This window comes from Martelella sp. K41-7 (assembly GCF_055808365.1).
Genome location: NZ_JBVVRV010000002.1, coordinates 221,809 through 241,778, shown reverse-complemented (window position 1 = coordinate 241,778; position 19,970 = coordinate 221,809). Strand labels below are relative to the sequence as shown.

The window sequence follows — 19,970 nt, the reverse complement described above, 5'->3', positions numbered from 1 at the left end:
TTAAGAACACGAAAAAAATCAAGGCATAGAGATGCGGTCATCCGATTTGCCCCAGGTGCGGGCGCTCGGCCTGTTCAACAGCATGGGCGAGGAGAATTTCGAGGCGCTGATGCAGGCGGCCTATCTGCAGACCTTTCCACCACAGCTTGACCTCGTGCACGAGGGTGATCCGGCGGACTTTCTCTATGTCGTGATCGAGGGCTGCGTCGAGCTTTATGCCAACGCCAATCGTCGCGAAGCGACGATGGCGATGGTTCATCCGGTCAGCGCCTTCATACTCGCCGCAGTCTTGAAGGACGCGGTCTATCTGATGTCGGCGCGCACACGGGCGCGTTCGAAAATATTGCTGATCCCTTCGGAAAACGTCCGATCGATCTTCGAGCTCGATGACGCCTTCGCAAGGGCAATGGTGCTGGAGATGGCTGGTAGCTATCGCTATGTCATCAAGGAGCACAAGGGTCTCAAGCTGCGCAGTTCCGTCGAACGGCTGGCGAACACACTCCTTCGGTATGATCATGAATTCGGCACAGGCACCGGCGCCTTCGAGCTGCCCTATGACAAGAGAACGCTGGCCTCACTTCTCGGCATGACGCCGGAAAACCTCTCGCGCGCCTTCAATACGCTGAAACCTTACGGCGTTAAGGTCAACGGAACGACAATCCTGCTTTCCGACAGCAAATCTTTGGAAACACTTGCTAAACCGACACCGCTGATCGACAATCCAAAAACTTGATTCTGTTGCTACAACCGAACAGCCTACCTCAACTTGCCCCGCCGGTCAGAGGGGCATTGTTGCAATGCGATCAGCCCCCGGACGAGATAAGTCAACCCTTTGGATTTTTCATACAACGCGCCTGAATTCTGGACGACCAAGCTCAGTTATCCGGTTAAGAACACGGACGCCGATCTTTGCTTCAGTCGTCTGATTACCGGAGGGATGATGTCACACTAGTTCGATGAGGCAAAAGAGTGATATTTCGGGTGGTTTCATACCGCCATTTGGATCACGGCTTTTCACTCAGCCATGGCTTTGAGCCGATGGATGTGAATGGACATTGCTGATTTCTTGTTGTTTGGCGGGCATTGCCAAGTTGCTGAAGCGAGATTTTGAAAGTGCGCGAGGGCGACGATTATGGCCTCATTTCGGTAGCATAGTCAGCTCAGAGACAGAATGCATAGGTGGCGTTGCCATTGAGAAGTTGGACAAAGGCCAGTGTCGTCGGCAGGGCGACAGCCGTATTGAACACGGCTCCGCCCGGATAGGCCGTAAAGCAGGGCCGGCCGGAAACATGCGTGTCCGGGAAAAAATCAATCAGCGCTTCACCCAACACAGAATCATGTTTTGTGCCTCTCACATATCGCCAGCCATCCCGATTGTGTCATGCCGCAGGAAAGAAATGTTCCTTGTTAGGCCATGGCGTGAGCCCCACTTCCGTTCCGGGGTGGGCGTCGAGCTCGCCTTCCGTTCGCGCCACAAACAGGCCGGCGCCATCGACCTGGATATGCGCGATGGTTTCCGCACCCAGTTTTTCGATATGCCGCACCGTGCCGTGCCAGCGGCCTCGGTCCGGTGCGACGATTGCCAGATGTTCCGGGCGAACACCGTAATAGCCGATATCGACCATGCCGACGTCGGCACCCTTGAACAGATTCATTTTCGGCGATCCGATAAAACCGGCCACGAAAGTGGTCCGGGGGTTGTTATAGAGGTCCATCGGGGCGCCGACCTGCTCGATATTGCCGCGCGACAGGACAACGATCTGGTCCGCCATCGTCATCGCCTCCACCTGATCGTGGGTGACGTAAACCATCGTCGCCCCCAGTTTTTCGTGCAGTTCCGCAAGTTCGACGCGCATCTGACCGCGCAACGCGGCATCGAGATTGGAAAGCGGTTCGTCGAACAGAAAGACTTTCGGCTTGCGCACGATTGCCCGGCCGATCGCCACACGCTGCCGCTGGCCGCCAGAAAGCGCCTTGGGTTTGCGATCCATGAGTTCGCTGAGCTGCAATATCTCTGCCGCCTCGCGCACCCGCGCTTCGCGCTCGGCTACCGGCATCTTTGCCAGTTTCAGACCGAAGCCGATATTGTCGGCCACCGTCATATGCGGATAGAGCGCGTAGGACTGGAAGACCATGGCGATGCCGCGCTCGGACGGCTCGAGCCCGGTCACATCCGCCCCCCGATCCGGATCGTCCCGCCGGACACTTCCTCCAGTCCCGCGATCATCCGCAACAGGGTCGACTTGCCGCAGCCGGACGGCCCCACCAGCACCGTGAACGAACCATCGGGAATGGAAAGCGACAGGTCGGGGATAACCTCGACCGAACCGAACGCCTTCTGGACATTAGTAAGCTGAACATCCGCCATATGAATCTCTCCCAAGCATTTTTGCCGTTAAATCTCTCTGAATGGTCAGCGGCTCATTCGGCCACGGCCAGGACCTCAACCGTTCTGCGGACCAGCCGAACCTCGCCTTCGGGGTTTTCGGGAAAGTGCTGCATGGTAATCCACACAAGGCCATTGCACGCCGACAGCTCCACAAGCCCCCGGTCGACATAGATCTCGAGATCGAAAACCTCTTCGGGCAGGCAGACCGAGAAGGTGCTGGCAAACAGCGGTGCGATCTCACTCGCCCATTTCTCATCGCGGTGAACGTGAAGGGCCGGCTGGCCGTCCTGACGGCGCAGCTCCAGCTGCGGGACATCTTCACCGAAAAGATAAAGCGACCATTCGCCTGCCGTTTCCGCTTCCTCGAAGCGCAGGCGATAGGTGCCCGCCGCCGGGCCAGAAGGCTGCCGTTCGGCCACGGGAAATGCCGTTCGAACCATATCCGGCACTGTCTGCGACAGACGAAGGCCGTGGGCCGTGCGCCGAAGTGAAAGCGAGCGGGGTAGGCTGAACGCATGACGGTAATCCAGCGTCGGCGTCAAAAGCGCATAACGCCAGTTGCTGGCCCAGGCTACTGACACGGGGCGCTTCCCGGAATTGAAGAAGGTCTGGGCTGCATAGAAGTCCCGGCCGAAATCCATCCAGAATACGGTCTCGGGCGGATTGGCGTTGGTGAAGGTGTGACCGTCGAAGTCACCGATGAAGTATTGTGTGCCGGAACCGCCGGAGTAGGAACCATGGGCGATGCCGACAATGAGAACCCATGCCGTTCCGCCGTCTTCAATCTCGATCTCGACCAGGTCGGGGCATTCCCACGGCGCTTCGTCATGATGGCCCTGCCCAAGCCCGAAACTGCTCTCAAACCTCCAGTCATGGAGGTCGGACGAACAGTAGAAGGAGACGGCCTGGCCTGTCGTCAACACCATGATCCAGCGCCCGCTTTGTGCGTGCCAGACAACCTTGGGATCACGAAATACAGTCTCTCCGTTATTGGTCAAAACCGGATTTCCATCGTCTCTTTCAAAAACGGTGAACGTCTGATCGACATTGACCAGGCACTGGTTCTCGTCATCGCGCCCGTCCGGCGCCTTGCGGTGGGCCGTATAGAAGAGCTTGACCTCGCCTTCCGGCGTCGCAATGGCGGAGCCCGACCAGCAGGCGCCCAATTTATCCGGATAAAGCGCGACCGGTTGATGCTGCCAATGCACGAGGTCGTCGCTGACGGCATGCCCCCAGTGCATGGTGCCATGACCGGTTTGGTGTGGGTCGTGCTGATAGAATGCATGCCACTGGCCCTCATGGCAGATCAGGCCATTTGGATCGTTGAGCCAGCCGACAGAGGGTGAAAGATGAAGGTTCGGACGGTGAGAGCATTTAGTCATGGACGTTAACCTTTGACGCCGGAACTGGTGACGCTTTCAACGAATTGCCGCTGAAGAACGAGGAAGAGGAGAATGACCGGAATGGCCATGGAGACAGCGAAGGCCATGATGTTGCCCCAATAGGCCTTGTTGCTGTCGAAATAGGCGGACATGGCGACCGAAAGCGGCCTGAATTCCGGCCCCCGCGTCACCATGATCGGCCACAGATAGCTGTTCCAGATTTCCAGGAACTGCAGGATCGCAACCGCGGAGATCACCGGCTTGGAAAGTGGCAGGGCGAGGTGACGGTAGGTCTGGTAGAAGCTGAAACCGTCGACGCGAGCGGCCTCCATCAGCTCTTTCGGAATGCGGGTGAAGAACTGGTAGAACAGAAAGATGGACATCGCATTGGCGACGCCGGGCAGGATCTGCACCTCGTAGCTGTCGATGATCCCGGCCCAGCTTGCCATCATCAGCTGCGGCAGGACGAGGCTTTCCGCCGGGACAACCAGGATGGCGAGGATGAGACCGAGTAGCATCTTGCGGCCGGCGACCGTTCCCTGCGCCAGCACGAATGCGGCCATGGAATTGAAGATCACCGAAATGACCAGCGTCGTTGCGGTGATGAATACCGTGTTGAAGAGATAGCGCAGGAACGGATTGACCGGGTCCGTCCAGACTTCGATGTAGTTGTGCAACGAGAAGACATGGGGAATGAAGCTGCGCCATGACCCCATCTCGATGACGATCGCCTCCTCGTCTGGATTGAGGCTGATGGTCAGCGCCATCATCAGCGGCAAAAGAACGCCGAGCGCCATGATGATGGCGAAAACGATCGTCAGGCGGGGCGGCGACATACCGGCTTGTGATCTGGCCACCGCTAGACCTCCGATTCATTCTTGAAGAGCCGGCGCTGCAGAAGAGTAAGCGCAGTGACGGCAAGGAAGAAGATGACGGCAACGGCGGAGGCGTAGCCAATCTTCTGGCTGGCGAAGCCCTCCTTGTAGAGATAGTAGATGATGGTCGTCGTCGCGCCGTTGGGACCGCCACGTGTGAGAATCGACACCTGGGTGAAAAGCTTCAGGGCGCCGATCGTGGTGATGATCAGGAGGAAGATGTTGACATTGCGCAGGCCCGGCCAGGTGACATTGCGAAACCGCTGCCAGGGGGTTGCGCCATCAACCCTTGCTGCCTCGTAAAGCTCGGGCGAGATGTCCTGAAGACCCGCCAGATAGATCAGCATCTGATAGGGAAAGGTTGCCCAGGCAGACAGGACCACGACCGAGACCATGGCCGTCGAGGAGCTGCCGAGCCAGTCGATATAGGCGCCGGGACCGGCGACCAACTGATAGACTGCGTTGAGCGCTCCGTTCGGGATGCGGTAGATGACTGCCCAGATGGCGACAACCACCGTCATGGGAAGCAAAAGCGGCAGAATGGCAATCGCGCGGAAGGCCGAGCGGAACGGAATTTTTGCATTTAGGATCAGCGCGGTGCCAAGCGAAACGACAAGCTGCAGCGGAACCACCAGACACGAAAACAGGATGGTGTTCGTCACCGCCTGCCAGAAGTCGTCGTCGGTCAAGATCCGCTCATAATTGCGAAGACCGATGAACCGCGTCGGAATCGGTCGTGGAACCAGGTGCTGATCCGTGAATGAAAACCAGAATGAGAGCGCAAAGGGCAGTGCGAAAAGCAGGCCGAGCGCCAATATTGCGGGTGACAGCATCGCATATTGCTGCAGCCGCGACTTTTTCCGAATGTTCATGAACGATACTCCACGCAGGTATACCGCGTTGTAAACCTGTCTGGCGGCGCCTGCAGGCGCCGCCCACGCAAACCAGTCAGGGTTTAACGGCCAAAGGGAGGATAGCCAGCATTGTCCTCGATATCTTCGTCGATCGTTTCGGCGGCGTTATCGAGTTCGTCACGCACGTCGGCCTTGCCGGTCATGATGTGATCGACCGCGTTGGCGAAGGCTGACGTAATGACAGGGTAAGCCGGGTGCACCGGCCGGACCATCGTGCAGCAATTGGCAACGTCCACGAAGAGCGCGCCCTTACCTTCGGACGAATAGAGCTTCGAAAACGACACGGCGGAAGAGCGTGCGGGGATGTAGCCGGTGATATCGGCATAAAGGCCGACCTGTTCGCGCGACATGGAGAAATTCAGGAAGCTTGAAATGGCATTGAGCTTGGTTGACGAAGCGGGAACCGCCCAGCCAAATCCGCCATTCGAACTAACGGGGCCTTTGTCACCGAAAGAGGGCGGCGGTATCAATACGAGGTCATCGCCCAGCCCTTTTTCATGCGTCGACCACATCCAGTTGCCAACCCATGCGAGCGCCGCTGTCTTCTCGCCATAGAATTTGTTGTCGCCTGCCGACGCCGGCACGATATAGCCCTTGTTGACCCAGTCGGAAAGGCGCTCCATGATCGCGACATTCGCGTCGGAATTCATCGTTCCGTCGGCCACCCAGGTCTCGCGGTCGATGACGTCGCCGCCGTTTGATTCCAGGAAGGGCAGCCAGCCATAGGTCAGCCACTCGCCGACGCCGTCGCTCAGCTTCATGTCGAGCGGCCATTCGACGGCGGGCAGCGCCTTCAACTTTGCAAGCACGTCCTCAAGTTGATCGGCCGTCCACGCATCGTCGACGGAGGTCGGGATTTCGATACCGGCCTCTTCCAGGAGCTTCCTGTTGCCCCATAGGACCTCGGAACTGTCATAGGGGCCAACCTGGTAAAGCTTGCCATCGGGACCGTATGTTCCCTGTGCCAGAATGCCCGGCAAAAGATCCTTCTTAATTTCGGGATCGAGAAGATCATCGATCGGCTGCAGCGTGCCGGTCCAGACGAGGCTGGCCATGTTCGGGCCGTCCACCAGCATTACGTCCGGCAGGTCGCCCGAAAGCGTCGCGGCCTGAATGGCCTGAGTGTAACCCGGGATCGGCACGACATCGACCGTGTTTTCGCTTTGCGAGGCATTGTACTTTTCCTCAAGTTGCGCGAAATACGGCTTCTCGGAATCGCCGTTGATGACCCAAACCGTGAGGCTTTCCGCCCGTGCCGTGGCCGAGAAGCTCACGACAGCCGTTCCGATCAGGAATAGAGTTTTCAATTTCATTTCAGTCCTCCCAGTATGGTTGATGCGGGCCCGCTGCGGCCTCCGTTTCGACGCAATCGAGCTTGATCGCGCCCAATATCGCGCCCAACATGGATTGTCGTGACGCAAATGTCTCACGTTGTCAATTCAAAAATGTCTCACGTTGTCATTTTGAGTTCGCGCCAAGACGTCCTTCAGCGCGTGTCGATCCATGCATTGAAGTCAGAAAGAGTTTCGGTTGATAAAGCGTCCGCTGACAAGTCGGACCATCGGGTGCGGTGGCTGCATGTCGCATGCGATCTCCATCGCGGTACGACCCATTTCATAATAGGGGAGCTGCATCGTCGAGAGTTTCGGTCTCAGCATCTCGGCGATGGGGGCCTGATTGTCGAAACTGGCGACGCCGATATCCTGCCCGACACTAAAACCCGCATCAGCAATCGCGAAATAGAGTTGCATCGCGAGAATGTCCTGTCCGCAAACGATAATGTCGGGCCGCTCACCCGCCTCAAGAATCTGCTTCAGAAGGTCTTCAACGATAAACCGATGCTCGCCATCACGGAAGACCACGGCCGGGCGGACGCGATGCGATAGGTCGAGGCCGTGCGCCTGCCCCTCGTCGATGTAGCCCTTCCGGCGCAAGCCAGCCGCGCAGATCTCCTCGGAAAGATTGAAGAAATAGGGGCGTTTGTATCCCTTGGCGAAGACCTCTCTCATCAACAGGCGTGCCAGACCGTAATCATCGGGAAGAACGGTCGGGACGTCGGGTCTGGAGCTGAAACAGTTGAGCAGAATGCTGCGTTCCGCCTTGGGCGGCATTGCAAGCTCCCGGTGATAGATGGTCGCATAGATGACGGCTTCGGCCCTGAACTGGGCAAGCTGAGCTTCCGCATGGGCGCCGTCATCCTTTCCGGGAAGGATGTTGAAGAGCATCATTTGCTTGCCGAGCGACCAGGCAACATCCTGCGCGCCCCGGATAAGGTCAATCGAGGAATTCGACATGGCCACGCCGTCGGCGACAAAGCCGATGATGCCGCTTTTCTTGGCCCGCATGAGCTTGGCGGCGACGCTCGGCTGATACCCCATCTGCCGGAAGACCTTTTCGACACGCGCACGTGTCTCGGGTCTGACCAGCGGGTCATCGTTCAGCACCCGAGATACGGTCTTGAGCGAGACACCGGCAGCTTTGGCAATATCGCGTTGTGTTTTCATGGCCGCAATTTTTCACACAACGCGACAGGAGTGAAGCGACCAGCGAAAATACCAGTGCGAAACTACGATCGTAAACTCGTAACTTCACCAAAATAACGCATTCGAAACGCTTCGGGGCGACCTTTCTATCGTCTTTTAGGTGTCTGCGGAACAGTCTTGACTGACGCGGCAGTATCTCGACGCCGATGCTGAGCCGTTTTGCTTGACAACCCCGTCAGGTCAGGACGCGGGTTCCAGTTCCGTCGGCTCCCTAGCGCCGGTCATGAAGGCAACAGCGTCCGACATGGTGTGATCCTTCGGGTCGATGACGCAGAGCCGCCGGCCGAGGCGATGGACATGGATGCGATCGGCCACCTCGAAGACATGCGGCATGTTGTGCGAGATCAGGATGATCGGAATGCCGCGCGATCTGACATCGAGGATCAGCTCCAGCACCCGGCGCGATTCCTTGACCCCGAGCGCGGCCGTCGGCTCGTCGAGAATGATCACCCTGGAGCCAAAGGCTGCCGCCCGCGCCACCGCAACCCCCTGTCGCTGCCCGCCCGAAAGGGTTTCCACCGCCTGATTGATGTTCTGGATAGTCATCAAGCCAAGATCGTTCAGCTTTTCGCGAGCGATCCGCTCCATCGCCGGCCGGTCGAGCTGGCGGAACACCTTGCCCATGATGCCGGGTTTGCGCAATTCGCGTCCCATGAACATATTGTCGGCGATCGACAGCGCCGGCGACATGGCAAGCGTCTGGTAGACTGTCTCGATACCGGACTCGCGAGCATCGTTGGGCGCGGTGAAGTTAAGGCGCCTACCATCCATGTGGATTTCGCCTGAATCCGGCAGTACCGCGCCGGATATGGCCTTGATCAGCGTCGACTTGCCGGCGCCATTATCGCCGATCACCGCCAGGATTTCGCCCGGCATGAGGTCGAAATCGCAGTGATCGAGCGCCGTCACCTTGCCATAACGCTTGACGAGATTGCGAGCCTTCAAAAGCGGTTCGGTCATAGCGATACCTTTCTGATCCACTGATCGAGAGCAACGGCGGCGATGATCAGCAGGCCGATCAACAGGTAGGTCCATTGGGCATCCGCGCCCATCAGCCTGAGGCCCAGCGTGAAAACGCCGACAATCAGCGCGCCGAACAGTGTGCCGAGCACCGAGCCGCGCCCGCCGAAGAGCGAGATGCCGCCGATCACCACGGCGGTGATGGATTCGATATTGCTCAGCTGGCCCGATGTCGGCGAGACCGAGCCGATCCGCCCGATCAGGGCCCAGCCGGCAAAGGCGCAGATGAGGCCGGACAGCACATAGACCGAGATCAGCGTGCGCCTGACATTGACGCCGGCAAGCTCCGCGGCTTCGGGATCGTCGCCGACAGCATAGACATGGCGGCCCCAGGCCGTCTGGCGCAGGACATAGGCAAGAACCATCACCAGCACGATCATGAAGATCACACCATAGGTGAAGATTGCACCACCCACTGAAATCTTGTTGCCGAAGAACTGCAGCAGCGGCGCCTCAGCCTCGATATCCTGGGCGCGTATGGTTTCATTGGCCGAATAGAGAAAATTCGTCGCCAGCGCGATCTGCCACATGCCGAGCGTGACGATGAAGGGCGGCAGTTTGACGCGCGCAACCAGGAACCCGTTGATGAAGCCAACCGCCGCGCCGCAGGCAAGCCCGCAGACAATGGCCGCGGAGGGTGGAAGACCGTAGCGGAACGTGAACTGTCCCATGATCACGGAGCTCAAAACCATGATCGCGCCAACGGAGAGATCTATGCCCGCTGTCAGGATGACAAGACTTTGCGCGGCCGCGACAATACCGATAATCTGGACTTGCTGCAGGATCAGTGTCAGCGCGAAGGGTGAGAAGAATTTCGACCCCAGCAATATACCGAAACCCGCGATCGACAATAGAAGCACGATAAGCGGCACCAGTGCCGGGGTCTTGTGCAGGGCATGCTGGAGCTTGTCGATCAGCCACTCCGGCTCCTGCTCGAATTCAGCGACGTTGGTGGGGCTTTGCGTCAGCCCGGATTCATAGTCATCCCGCCGTGCCGTCGGTTCCTGCATGTTTCTCACTCCCGAATGTCTCCAGGCAAGGCAATCGATCGATCCGCTCCGTCAGCCTGGCTTTCGAAAAAGGGAGGCCGGGTCACGGCCTCTCCGAAGGGGGCAGAACAACAGGCATCAGCCCCAGCAGAGCTTCATGCCCTCTGCGGCGGAGATCGACTCCACGCCGTCAACCGGATGATCGGTCACCAGGGCAACACCGGTATCGAAAAAGTTCTTGCCTTCGGTCAGCATCGGCTTCGATCCGTCGGCGGCGAACTCAGCGATTGCCTCAATGCCTTTCGAGGCCATCAGCAGCGGATATTGCTGAGATGTGGCGCCGATGATGCCATCGGCAACGTTCTGAACACCGGGGCAGCCACCATCGACCGAGACGATCATGACGTCGTTTTCACGGCCGATGGATTTCAGCGCCTGATAGGCACCGGCCGCGGCCGGCTCGTTGATCGTGTAGACGACGTTGATCATCGGATCCTTGGCAAGCAGGTTTTCCATGGCGCGTTGTCCACCCTCTTCATTGCCGGCCGTCACATCATTGCCGACGATGCGCGGATCGGTTTCGTCTCCCCAGCGGTTGGGGTCGCCCAGATCAATGCCGAAGCCCTGCAGGAAACCCTGGTCGCGCATGACATCAACCGAAGGCTGGCTAACGCCGAGGTCGAGCATGGCGATCTTCGCATTGGCGGCCTCGTCGCCGAGCCTTGCGGCGGCCCAGGCGCCAATCAGTTCACCGGCCCTGAAATTGTCGGTGGCGAAGGTCGCGTCGGCTGCGTCGATCGGCTCCAGCGAGGTATCGAGCGCAATGACGAGGATGCCGGCATTGCGGGCCTGCTCGACCGAGGGAACGATCGCTGAACTGTCTGATGGCGTGATCAGGATGCCCTTGGCGCCATCGGCGATGCAGGTTTCGACAGCCTGAACCTGGGTTTCGTGATCGCCGTCAATCTTGCCCGCAAAGGTCTTCAGCTCGATGCCGAGTTCCTTTGCCTTGGCGACAGCACCTTCCTTCATCTTGACGAAGAACGGGTTGGTATCGGTCTTGGTGATCAGGCAGGCTGAGGTGTCGGCGGCCTGCGTGTTTCCGGCCAGTGCGGCCACGCCAAGTGCCGTTGCACAATAAAGGGCGCGCGCATTGAGTTTGTCGAATGTCATGAAATTTCTCCTCCCTTGACCAGCAGGCTCTCCCAAGCCTGCATGAACTGCGGCAAGCGCCGCGATGACCATAGGAAGCACGATGGGGATGCCTTTTGTCAAGATATTAAATCACTCCGATTTATTTATTATGGCCAATTTACAATCCGCAGGATATGTTGCACCTAGATCGCCGCGTCCGTTCGGTCGCACGAAGGACGCTCTAAGGTCTTGAATCTACGAATCGTTCTATTTGAAAAGCACGATGTGCAAGGGCGGAAGATGGAGCTTGAAACGTGACGACGCATTCCTTTGATGAAGGTCAGGGGTTCAAAAACCTCTCGACATCAAGAGGATCGAACCAGTCAGGTGTGCGCGCCCACAATGAGCGGCTGGTGCTTTCCACGATCCGCCGGAACGGCCCTCTGGCCAAGGCGGAGATCGCGCGCATGACCGGACTTTCGATCCAGACAAGCGCCGTGATCGTACGCTCTCTGGAGCAGGAAGGCCTTTTGAGGCGCGGAGAGCCGGTGCGCGGCAGGATCGGCCAACCGTCCGTGCCGATGGGGCTGGCCCCTGGCGGCGCCTTTTTCTTCGGCCTCAAGATCGGCCGCCGCTCGGCCGATATCGTTCTTCTCAATTTTATCGGCGATGTTCTGGACAGCGCCCATCTCGTCTATGACTATCCGCGTCTCGACGATATGCTGGATTTCGCCCTGCCGGCGATTGCCGGAATGCGGGCTTCGCTTCCGCAGGAGCGTCTGGCCGGTCTCGGCATTGCCATACCTTTCCGCATCTGGGATTGGGCACGCATTGCAGGCGCCCCGGCAGAACAAATGGATGAGTGGCGCGTCCGCGATATCCGTACCGAACTGGAGGCCAGTCTCGGGCTGCCGGTATACCTGCAGAATGACGCCTCGGCAGCCTGTGGCGCGGAACTGGCCTTCGGCAAGGGCCAGCGCCCGCAGGACTTCCTGCATTTCTTCATCGGCTATTTCATCGGCGGCGGTCTGGTGCTCGACAACCGGCTTTACACCGGCCGTTCCGGCAATGCGGCGGCCCTTGGCTCCCTGCCGATTGCGCAGGCGGATGGCTCGTATCGTCAACTGGCCGACATGTCTTCGCTCTTCTTGCTGGAGAGGGCCCTGAAGAATGCCGGACAATCCAGCGAAAGCCTGTGGGGGCCGCCGGATGACTGGGTGTTGGACGAAAGCATACTGGAACCCTGGCTGGACGAAACCTGCCGGAGCCTTGCCGTTGCCATTGTCGCAGCCTGCTGTGTCGTCGATGTCGCGGCGGTGTTGATCGATGGCTGGCTGCCGGGCAACGTGCGGGCCGAGATCGTCGCGAGAACGGCAGCAATCCTCAATCAGACCGATGCCCCCGGCATCGAGAAACCCAAGGTTCTCGAAGGCACGATCGGACCGAACGGCCGTTCGCTTGGCGCCGCCAGCCTTCCTCTTTCCGACCGCTACCTCGTCGATCTCAATGCGGTTCTGGTTGCCGGATAGACAGTGCCGTCCGCGGTACACGCCGACATTCGCGACTCCGGCAAAAGGCGATCCTGCAATGATGCTGTCGAAAGGCCTGCACCAGCCTGCTTGTTCTGCACGTCGGTTGCCACTTCGTGCACGGGCCATTGAAGGCCCGCTGTCGGTATTGCCAAGTTGTTTGACCCCGGTGTTTCGTCTAACGAGGCGGCATGACTTTACCGAGCACTTTCCCTCGTTTGACGGGGTTTCGTTTTCCGCGTGAAGTTGTCGCCTACGCCGTCTGGGCCTATCATCGGTTTGCTCTGAGCACGGCCGATGTGGAAGACCTTCTTGCTGAACGCGGTGTTATCGTGAGCAGGAAAACGGCTCGCTTCTGGCTCAAGCGCTTTGGCCGACATTTTGCCGATTGCATTCGCAAAGACCGGCCCAAGCCAAACGATAAGTGGCATATGGATGAGGCCGTCATCACGATCAGCGGAAAGAAATTCTGGCTATGGCGGGCCATTGACGCCGATGGTGACGTACTCGATATTCTGGTTCAAGCTCGCCGCGACACCAAGGCCGCAAAGCGCTTTTCCTCTCACCTGGTCAAGCCATTCGGTGAACCGCGTGTCGTCGTAACGGACAAGCTGCGCGGCTACATCAAGCCGATACAAAATCTGGCCCCGGATGCTGATCATCGGGGCCACAAGAGCCTGAACAACAGAATTGAAAACGCACACCGCCAGACCAGGAAGCGAGAGAAGATCATGGGGCGGTTCAAATCGCCCCGCCAAGCACAGCGCTTCCTGTCAGCCCACGATCAGATAAATACCATCTTTCGTCCCCGTCGGAACAACCTCCCAGCCCGCTCCTGGCGACACGCCAGGACAGATGCCTTCTGCCTGTGGTCCGATTACACTGCAGAAATGACTGCTTGAAAAAACAGCAGCCGCGCCGCCTTGCAACCAATCACAAACAACTTGGCAATACAGCCCTGACATCATGATGAAGGCACGCGGCCCCGCCTCTGCGGCATTGCAGTGAGCGAGGCCGGATCTGGTCAGACCTTGTCGGCGCCGATGGCGCTGAATCTCATCAAGGCAGGCTTTTCCCTCACCGTCTGGAACCGAAGCACAGGCAAGACAGCGGCGCTCGAAAAGGCGGGCGCGTCTGTCGCTGAAACGCCTGCTGCCGCAGTGGCCGGAGCCGATGTCGTGATCACCATGGTTTCCGATGGCCCGGCCGTTGCCGATCTTCTGTTCGCCCAGGGCGTGGCTGAACATATCCCGGATGGCGCAACCGTCATCGACATGAGTTCGATCAAGCCCGAAGAGGCGCGCGACCATGCCGCAATGCTGGCAAAACGCGGCGTCAGCCATATCGATGCGCCGGTCAGCGGCGGAACGCGCGGCGCCGCGGTGGGAAGTCTGGCGATCATGGCCGGTGGCAACGACGACGCTTTCGCGCGTATCGCCACGGTTTTTGAACCGATGGGAAACGCGATCCTGCTTGGCCCCCCGGGCAGCGGACAACTGGCCAAACTCGCCAATCAGGCGATTGTTGCCATCACCATCGGTGCTGTGGCTGAGGCGACGCTTCTGGTCCGCGAGGGCGGTGTGGACCCGGCACGTTTCCGCGCCGTGCTCCAGGGCGGTTTCGCCGATTCCGTCATTTTGCAGCAGCACGGCGCCCGCATGCAATCGAGTGACTTCACGCCCGGCGGACGTTCTGCCTTCCAACTGAAGGATCTGGAAAATGTGCTGGCGGAATGCAATGCGATGGGGCTTTCCCTGCCGCTGACGATGCTGCAGCGTGATCGCTTCGCCGATCTTGTGACCCGGCTTGGGGGTGGAGATCTGGATCATTCGGCGCTGTTTCTCGAGCTGCTCGACCGCAACAATCTGTCCTGAAATCGAGAGCCACCAGCACTCAAGCTGTGGCTCTTCTATTTAGAGCCGAATGATATCGATAACAAAAACGGAGACACTCATGACGAAAGCTGAAATCCTGCAAATCGGTCCTTACCCCAGCTGGGATGATGAGCGACTGAACGCGCATTTCACCATGCATCGCCTGTTCGAAGCCGCCGACAAGCAGGCCTTTATCAAGGCGCATGCAGCCAGTATCCGTGGCATTGCCACCCGTGGTGAACTTGGTGCCGACCGGGCACTGATCGAAGCGCTTCCGGCGCTGGAAATCATCAGCGTTTACGGCGTCGGCTATGATGCCGTCGATCTCGATGCGGCACGCGAACGCGGTATTCGTGTTACCAACACGCCGGATGTTCTGACCAAGGATGTGGCGGATCTCGGTGTTGCGATGATGATGTGCCAGTCACGCGGTATGGTCGGCGCCGAAGCCTGGGCCAGAAGCGGCCACTGGGCCTCGAAGGGTCTTTATCCGCTGATGCACCGCGTTCACGGAAAGCGCGCCGGTATTCTCGGCCTTGGCCGCATCGGCTATGAGGTTGGCCGCCGCCTGACCGGTTTTGACATGGAAATCTTCTACAGTGATGTTGCCGCAAAGGACTATGCGCCCGACTGGACCTTTGTCGAAAGCGCGACAAAACTCGCTGAGGGTTGTGATTTCCTGTTTGTCACGCTGGCAGCGTCCGAGGCAACACGGCACATCGTCAACAAGCCCGTGATCGAAGCGCTCGGCCCTGAGGGAATGCTGATCAACATCTCACGCGCATCGAATATTGATGAAGACGCGCTTCTTAATGCGCTTGAAGGCGGCAAGCTCGGTTCGGCGGCACTCTCGAGGCGCAGTTTGCCGGGCAGGAACTGCCAACCCCGGTACTTTAGCGAGGCCCCTCGGCAGGACAATTAGCCGATCTGAGGAGACCGGCTTCTTAAATAGGCCCGGCCTCATTGTGTGGTGATGGTTTAGCCACCGGACCTAACGAAATCCGCCATTGACGGGGTGGTCTGGTATCTGCGCTATCCGCTCAGCTATCGCGATTTGGAAGAGGGGTTCCACGAACGCTGCTTCGAGGTCGATTATAGTACGATCAACCGCCGGGTTCTCCCATATGCCCCGATGATCCGGAACGGCAATACGGTGGATTTTACGCTGCCAACCAAGCACGACCGTGACACAGCCCGTATTTGCAGACAGCATCAGGTCTTGAAGGGGTTCGACCTTCGTTGTGATATTCATCCGCGTAAAAAGCCTAGCACCCGAACAAAAGCTTGGCGGTCAGGATGAGAAAATGGGGCCGATTTCAGATTGACAGATATCGGAGGACGTCATGCCAAAGCGGACATCTGCGCCTAGTGCGGGGAACGTCCGTTCCTCACCCGATGGGTTCCGATTGCGCCAGGCGCATCGACGGGCAAGGGTAAGCAGGAACCAAAAGTCAGAAGTTCGCGGAGGAACTCCGGTTCGCTAAGAACGACTTCGCCGGCGCCAAGGGTCCGGGCGTGAATCAGCGCGCGGGAGGTGAGGCGCTGCGCCCTCTCTACGGTCTGCGGCAGGGACAATCCGCGCGCGCGCCCCGCGACGATCAGCCCGGCGAACAGATCGCCCGTTCCCGGCAACGCGACCGGCAGATGCTCTACCGGATGACGGCTTGCAATGTCAGCGCCGAGAATGACGCTTTCTATTTTGCCAGCGGGTGTATCTTCGAGCGCGCAGCCCGTGGCGATAAGATGGGCGCCGGACGCGATGCGAAGAAAGGTTCTTGCTGTTTCGAGGTCCTTGAGGGTGGCGACACTCTGCCCGGTCAGCCAGCTTAGCTCGAACGGGTTCGGTGTGGCGATTTCGGCCATCGGCAGCAGGCGATCGCGCATGACGTCGGCAATGGCTTCCGGCACATAGAGACCTGGCCCGGCATCGCCCATCACAGGGTCACAGACATAGATAAGCTGCGGGTTGACGGCTTTGGCCTCGGCCACGAAATCCGCCACCATCATCGCCACATCAAGCGAGCCGATATAACCCGTCAGGATGAAGTCCGCGCGTTCCGGCAGGCCGCGTTCGCGCGCGCCCTGCAACAGGTCTGAGAAGAATTCCGGCGGAAGCGCCCGCCCGCGCAGTGTAGGATAGTCGGGCGTGTTGGAAAAGATCACGGTCGGGATCGCCGCCACCTCCAGCCCTGCCGCCTGCATCGGAAACAGGGCCGCGGAATTGCCGACATGGCCGAACACGACCTGGCTCTGGATCGAGATCACGAAGGGGGTGGGGTCATGCTTGGCCGTCCAGTCTGTTGCGCCAGTCTTCCACCCGGCCGCTTTCAAGCCGACGGACGGCGTATTTCCGCCAGCCATCGGCCAACACCTCCAAGGCTGCAATGCCTTTCAGTTCATCGAGATTCATGCGGTCGACATAAAACGCGTGCCATAGCCGATGCAAGGTCCAGTCCGATGTTATCCGCTCGACACGGTCGAGCCGGTCACCCGTTGCCACGATGCCTGGTTCCAGCACTCGGTAATACCAACCGGTGCGGCCGGTCTTTTGCACGCGGCGGGCCATGTCCGGCACGTTGAAACGGCGATTGAGCTTCCAGCACGGTTGGCGCCCCTGCGAGACCTGCACCAGCGCCGTGCCCAGCCGGAAGATGTCGCCCACTGCAACAGTGGTTTCAGTGAATCCGGATGCCGAGATGTTCTCGCCAAATCCGCCGGGTGCGCCAAGCGCCGGCGGGTCGCCGAGCTCTCCACGCCAGAGCGGGTAATGATCCAGCGGATAATGATGCACCGCCTTCTCGACACCGCCATGAACGCGCCGGTCGGCCTGTTCGTCGCTCTCGAAGCCTTCGGGCCCGAGCCAAAGCGGTCTGCCTGCCGGCGTCTTCACGATGCCGCTTTGTGCGTCGCTTCCCGGCAACGGCGTGGCGCGACCGGTCAAAAGGGTAATTGCGGTCATGCCGGCAAGTCCCGCAGCCATGCCTGCAGCATGGATTGACCGGCGCGCTTCAGCGACCGGCCGTGCGTTTCGGCATCGTGGCGCAGACCGGCCGGGTCGATGCCGGCGTCGGCCAGTTCCACGCTATGGCCGATGAGCCAGCGTTCGAAGGCGGGACGTTCGCCGGCTTCGGGGTGGAATTGCAGCCCCAGAATATTTGCTCCCATGGCAAAGGCCTGGGTGGTGCAGGCCGCCGTGCCGGCGAGGTTGTTCGCACCGTCAGGAATATCGAATGCTTCGCCATGCCAGTGGAGAACAGGAATATCGCTCAGATGGCTAAGTGGGCTGTTGCCGCCGGATGCCGTCAGCGTCAGGGCGGAGAAACCGATTTCCTTGAGAGGCATCGGGGCGACCCTGGCGCCAAGTGCTGCCGCCATAAGCTGGGCGCCAAGGCAGATGCCAAGTGTCGGACGACGGGCGGCAAGGCGCGGGGCCAGCCAGTCGCGCTCCGTCCGCATAGAGGGATAGGCATGGTCGTCGTTCACTCCGATGGGGCCACCGAGCACCACCACGAGATCGGCCGCGAGCGGATCCGGCAAGACATCGATACCAGCTTCGACGTGGATGAACCGATACCCTTCTTCCTCAAGCACAGGAGCAAAGCTGCCAAGGTCCTCGAAGGCGAGATGGCGCAGGATCAGGGCTGTTTTTGACATGGGAGCCTCTTGCGTTTTGACATTTCTATCGTGAATATCTGGCCTGTATAAAAGATCCAGTTTTGAAATTTTGAATAGGCCGGTTGTCATGGCATCTGATCCGCTTGCGCTGGATATCGAGAAAGACGCGCCCGGACCGTTGTTCCTGGCGATCGCCGGGGCGATTACGCGTGACATCATGCGCGGACGCCTGAAGCCCGGCACCCGCCTGCCGGGCACGCGCGCTTTGGCGGGCGAGCTGGATGTGCACCGCAATACGGTCGATGCGGCCTATCAGGAGCTCACGACACAGGGTTGGCTGCATGCCGAGCCTGCGCGCGGAACATTCGTTGCCGAGGATCTTCCTGACAACATGGTTGAGCCTGTCGCCGTCTCAACACCCTTCGAACCTGCGATGGTTCGCCCGCACCTGGCCTTCAGTGACGGCGCCCCCGACCCCAATCTGGTGCCGGACAAGGCGCTGGCGCGGGCCTTCCGCCGGGCATTGCTGTCGCCGGCTTTCCGGACCGGCACGGATTATGGCGATGCCCGCGGCACACCGGTTCTGCGTCACGCGCTTCTCGTCCTACCTCACCTCAGACAGGGGCGTCGTTGCCGATCCGGCGCGGCTGTTGATTACACGGGGTAGCCAGATGGCGCTTTTTCTGGCGGCAAAGGCGGCGGTGAAACCCGGTCAGGCGATTGCGGTAGAAGAACCCGGCTACCCGCTTGCGTGGGAGGCCTTCCGTGCAGCAGGCGCCACCGTGCGGGGCATTCCCGTCGATGCGGGCGGGCTGTCGGTCACGGCCCTTGAGGAGGCGATCGCGACCGACTCGCGCATCGCGGCTATCTATGTCACGCCCCATCACCAGTATCCGACGACGGTGACCATGGGCGCGGCACGGCGACTGCAGCTTTTAGAACTGGTTGAGCGCTATGGCATCACGTTAATCGAGGACGATTACGACCACGAATATCGTTTCGAAGGGCGCCCGGTCCTGCCGCTCGCAACCCGAGCACCGGCAGACCTGCCGCTCATCTATGTGGGGTCGTTGTCCAAACTGCTCTCGCCCGGAATTCGTCTCGGCTATGCCACGGCCCCAGAGCCCCTGTTTACCCGTATGGCCACAGCCCGCGCAGCCATCGACCGGCAGGGCGACGCACCGCTAGAAGCCGCCTTGGCAGACCTGATCCGCGACGGCGATCTCGGTCGCCATGCGCGCAAGGCGCGTCGCATCTATCGCGCCCGCCGTGATGTCCTGGCGTCGGCGCTGTCGGCGCATCTGGACGGGCGGATCGACTTCGACAGTCCCGCTGGCGGTCTGGCTCTGTGGCTACGCTCTAAGAATGTTTCGGCGGAAACATGGGCGGAGCGCGCCGAAGCGGCAGGGCTTGCGCTTCTGCCCGGAACACGCTTCACTCTGGAACGTCCAGCGCAGCAAGCCTTGCGCCTCGGCTATGCGGCGCTGAATGAGGCCCAGATTGTCCGGGCGGTGGAGATCCTCGCCCAGAGCTGGCCCGGATGACTGTCCGTTGCCAAGGATTTGAGCAGAAGTGTGATGTGATCTAGCGGAGGCTCTAGCCCTTCAGAGGTAACACTCCAGTGATGTCAGGTTAACTGTAGCTGATAGCACGCGCTATGAATGCGTCGGCATGCCCCTTCTCGTCAGAACCCTTTAAAATAACGG

The 19,970-nt window shown here is 59.6% G+C and carries 17 protein-coding genes and 3 pseudogenes; 7 read left to right on the top strand and 13 right to left on the bottom strand.

Annotated elements, in window-relative coordinates; all coding sequences use genetic code 11:
- Window positions 1–31 precede the first annotated feature (31 nt).
- Window positions 32–733, top strand: a complete 702-nt coding sequence (locus tag AC0L7L_RS21600) for a cyclic nucleotide-binding domain-containing protein (protein WP_272214680.1) — start codon at window positions 32–34, stop codon at window positions 731–733.
- Between the two features lie 427 nt (window positions 734–1,160).
- Here AC0L7L_RS21600 and AC0L7L_RS21595 read toward each other — a convergent pair whose 3' ends face one another.
- The 10 genes and pseudogenes from AC0L7L_RS21595 to AC0L7L_RS21550 all read right to left on the bottom strand — a co-directional run bounded on the left by AC0L7L_RS21595 (window position 1,161) and on the right by AC0L7L_RS21550 (window position 11,285).
- On the bottom strand, window positions 1,161–1,328 hold the full coding sequence (locus AC0L7L_RS21595) for a hypothetical protein (RefSeq protein ID WP_473514279.1): 168 nt from the start codon (window positions 1,326–1,328) through the stop codon (window positions 1,161–1,163).
- 51 nt (window positions 1,329–1,379) lie between these two features.
- Window positions 1,380–2,368, bottom strand: a pseudogene (locus AC0L7L_RS21590) (ABC transporter ATP-binding protein).
- A gap of 53 nt (window positions 2,369–2,421) precedes the next feature.
- Window positions 2,422–3,771: a glycoside hydrolase family 32 protein gene (locus tag AC0L7L_RS21585; protein WP_272214681.1), complete on the bottom strand. Its 1,350-nt coding sequence runs from the start codon at window positions 3,769–3,771 to the stop codon at window positions 2,422–2,424.
- Between the two features lie 5 nt (window positions 3,772–3,776).
- Entirely contained in the window at window positions 3,777–4,628 is an 852-nt protein-coding gene (locus tag AC0L7L_RS21580; RefSeq protein WP_473514212.1) for a carbohydrate ABC transporter permease, read from the bottom strand.
- A 2-nt stretch (window positions 4,629–4,630) separates the two neighbouring features.
- Window positions 4,631–5,518 carry a carbohydrate ABC transporter permease gene (locus tag AC0L7L_RS21575; RefSeq protein ID WP_473514211.1) on the bottom strand — a complete coding sequence of 296 codons (888 nt, stop codon included), beginning with the start codon at window positions 5,516–5,518 and terminating at the stop codon, window positions 4,631–4,633.
- Between the two features lie 83 nt (window positions 5,519–5,601).
- The gene (locus AC0L7L_RS21570; RefSeq protein WP_272214348.1) at window positions 5,602–6,873 is read right to left on the bottom strand and encodes an ABC transporter substrate-binding protein; all 1,272 of its coding nucleotides are present in this window, start codon (window positions 6,871–6,873) and stop codon (window positions 5,602–5,604) included.
- Window positions 6,874–7,074: 201 nt separating this feature from the next.
- Window positions 7,075–8,064 (bottom strand): LacI family DNA-binding transcriptional regulator, encoded by a 990-nt coding sequence (locus AC0L7L_RS21565; protein WP_473514210.1) that lies wholly within the window; start codon window positions 8,062–8,064, stop codon window positions 7,075–7,077.
- 219 nt (window positions 8,065–8,283) lie between these two features.
- Complete coding sequence (locus tag AC0L7L_RS21560; protein ID WP_473514209.1) at window positions 8,284–9,063, bottom strand: ATP-binding cassette domain-containing protein; 780 nt, start codon at window positions 9,061–9,063, stop codon at window positions 8,284–8,286.
- Entirely contained in the window at window positions 9,060–10,133 is a 1,074-nt protein-coding gene (locus tag AC0L7L_RS21555; protein WP_272214352.1) for an ABC transporter permease, read from the bottom strand. The genes AC0L7L_RS21560 and AC0L7L_RS21555 overlap by 4 nt, the downstream gene beginning before the upstream one ends.
- Before the next feature lie 117 nt (window positions 10,134–10,250).
- Window positions 10,251–11,285, bottom strand: a complete 1,035-nt coding sequence (locus AC0L7L_RS21550; RefSeq protein WP_272214353.1) for a sugar ABC transporter substrate-binding protein — start codon at window positions 11,283–11,285, stop codon at window positions 10,251–10,253.
- A 275-nt stretch (window positions 11,286–11,560) separates the two neighbouring features.
- Between AC0L7L_RS21550 and AC0L7L_RS21545 the strand changes: the two genes are divergently transcribed.
- From AC0L7L_RS21545 to AC0L7L_RS21525, 5 genes and pseudogenes are all read left to right on the top strand, one after another.
- Complete coding sequence (locus tag AC0L7L_RS21545; RefSeq protein ID WP_272214354.1) at window positions 11,561–12,775, top strand: ROK family transcriptional regulator; 1,215 nt, start codon at window positions 11,561–11,563, stop codon at window positions 12,773–12,775.
- Window positions 12,776–12,966: 191 nt separating this feature from the next.
- Window positions 12,967–13,677 carry an IS6 family transposase gene (locus AC0L7L_RS21540; protein WP_272214355.1) on the top strand — a complete coding sequence of 237 codons (711 nt, stop codon included), beginning with the start codon at window positions 12,967–12,969 and terminating at the stop codon, window positions 13,675–13,677.
- Between the two features lie 141 nt (window positions 13,678–13,818).
- The gene (locus tag AC0L7L_RS21535; protein ID WP_473514208.1) at window positions 13,819–14,649 is read left to right on the top strand and encodes an NAD(P)-dependent oxidoreductase; all 831 of its coding nucleotides are present in this window, start codon (window positions 13,819–13,821) and stop codon (window positions 14,647–14,649) included.
- Between the two features lie 79 nt (window positions 14,650–14,728).
- Window positions 14,729–15,571 (top strand): 2-hydroxyacid dehydrogenase, encoded by an 843-nt coding sequence (locus AC0L7L_RS21530; RefSeq protein WP_272214357.1) that lies wholly within the window; start codon window positions 14,729–14,731, stop codon window positions 15,569–15,571.
- Window positions 15,572–15,655: 84 nt separating this feature from the next.
- Window positions 15,656–15,847: pseudogene (locus tag AC0L7L_RS21525) on the top strand (IS6 family transposase); the annotation flags it as partial.
- Window positions 15,848–16,014: 167 nt separating this feature from the next.
- Here the strand turns inward: AC0L7L_RS21525 and pdxY are convergent.
- Genes pdxY through AC0L7L_RS21510 form a run of 3 tightly spaced genes read right to left on the bottom strand, consistent with a single transcriptional unit; the run spans window position 16,015 to window position 18,303 of the window.
- Entirely contained in the window at window positions 16,015–17,010 is a 996-nt protein-coding gene (gene pdxY / locus AC0L7L_RS21520) for a pyridoxal kinase (protein ID WP_272214358.1), read from the bottom strand.
- Entirely contained in the window at window positions 16,928–17,608 is a 681-nt protein-coding gene (locus AC0L7L_RS21515) for an MOSC domain-containing protein (protein WP_473514207.1), read from the bottom strand. The genes pdxY and AC0L7L_RS21515 overlap by 83 nt, the downstream gene beginning before the upstream one ends.
- Entirely contained in the window at window positions 17,605–18,303 is a 699-nt protein-coding gene (locus tag AC0L7L_RS21510; RefSeq protein WP_272214360.1) for a glutamine amidotransferase, read from the bottom strand. The genes AC0L7L_RS21515 and AC0L7L_RS21510 overlap by 4 nt, the downstream gene beginning before the upstream one ends.
- Before the next feature lie 88 nt (window positions 18,304–18,391).
- On the opposite strand from AC0L7L_RS21510, the pseudogene pdxR reads away from it, so the two are divergent.
- A pseudogene (gene pdxR / locus AC0L7L_RS21505) lies at window positions 18,392–19,808 on the top strand (MocR-like pyridoxine biosynthesis transcription factor PdxR).
- The last annotated feature ends 162 nt before the right edge of the window (window positions 19,809–19,970 follow it).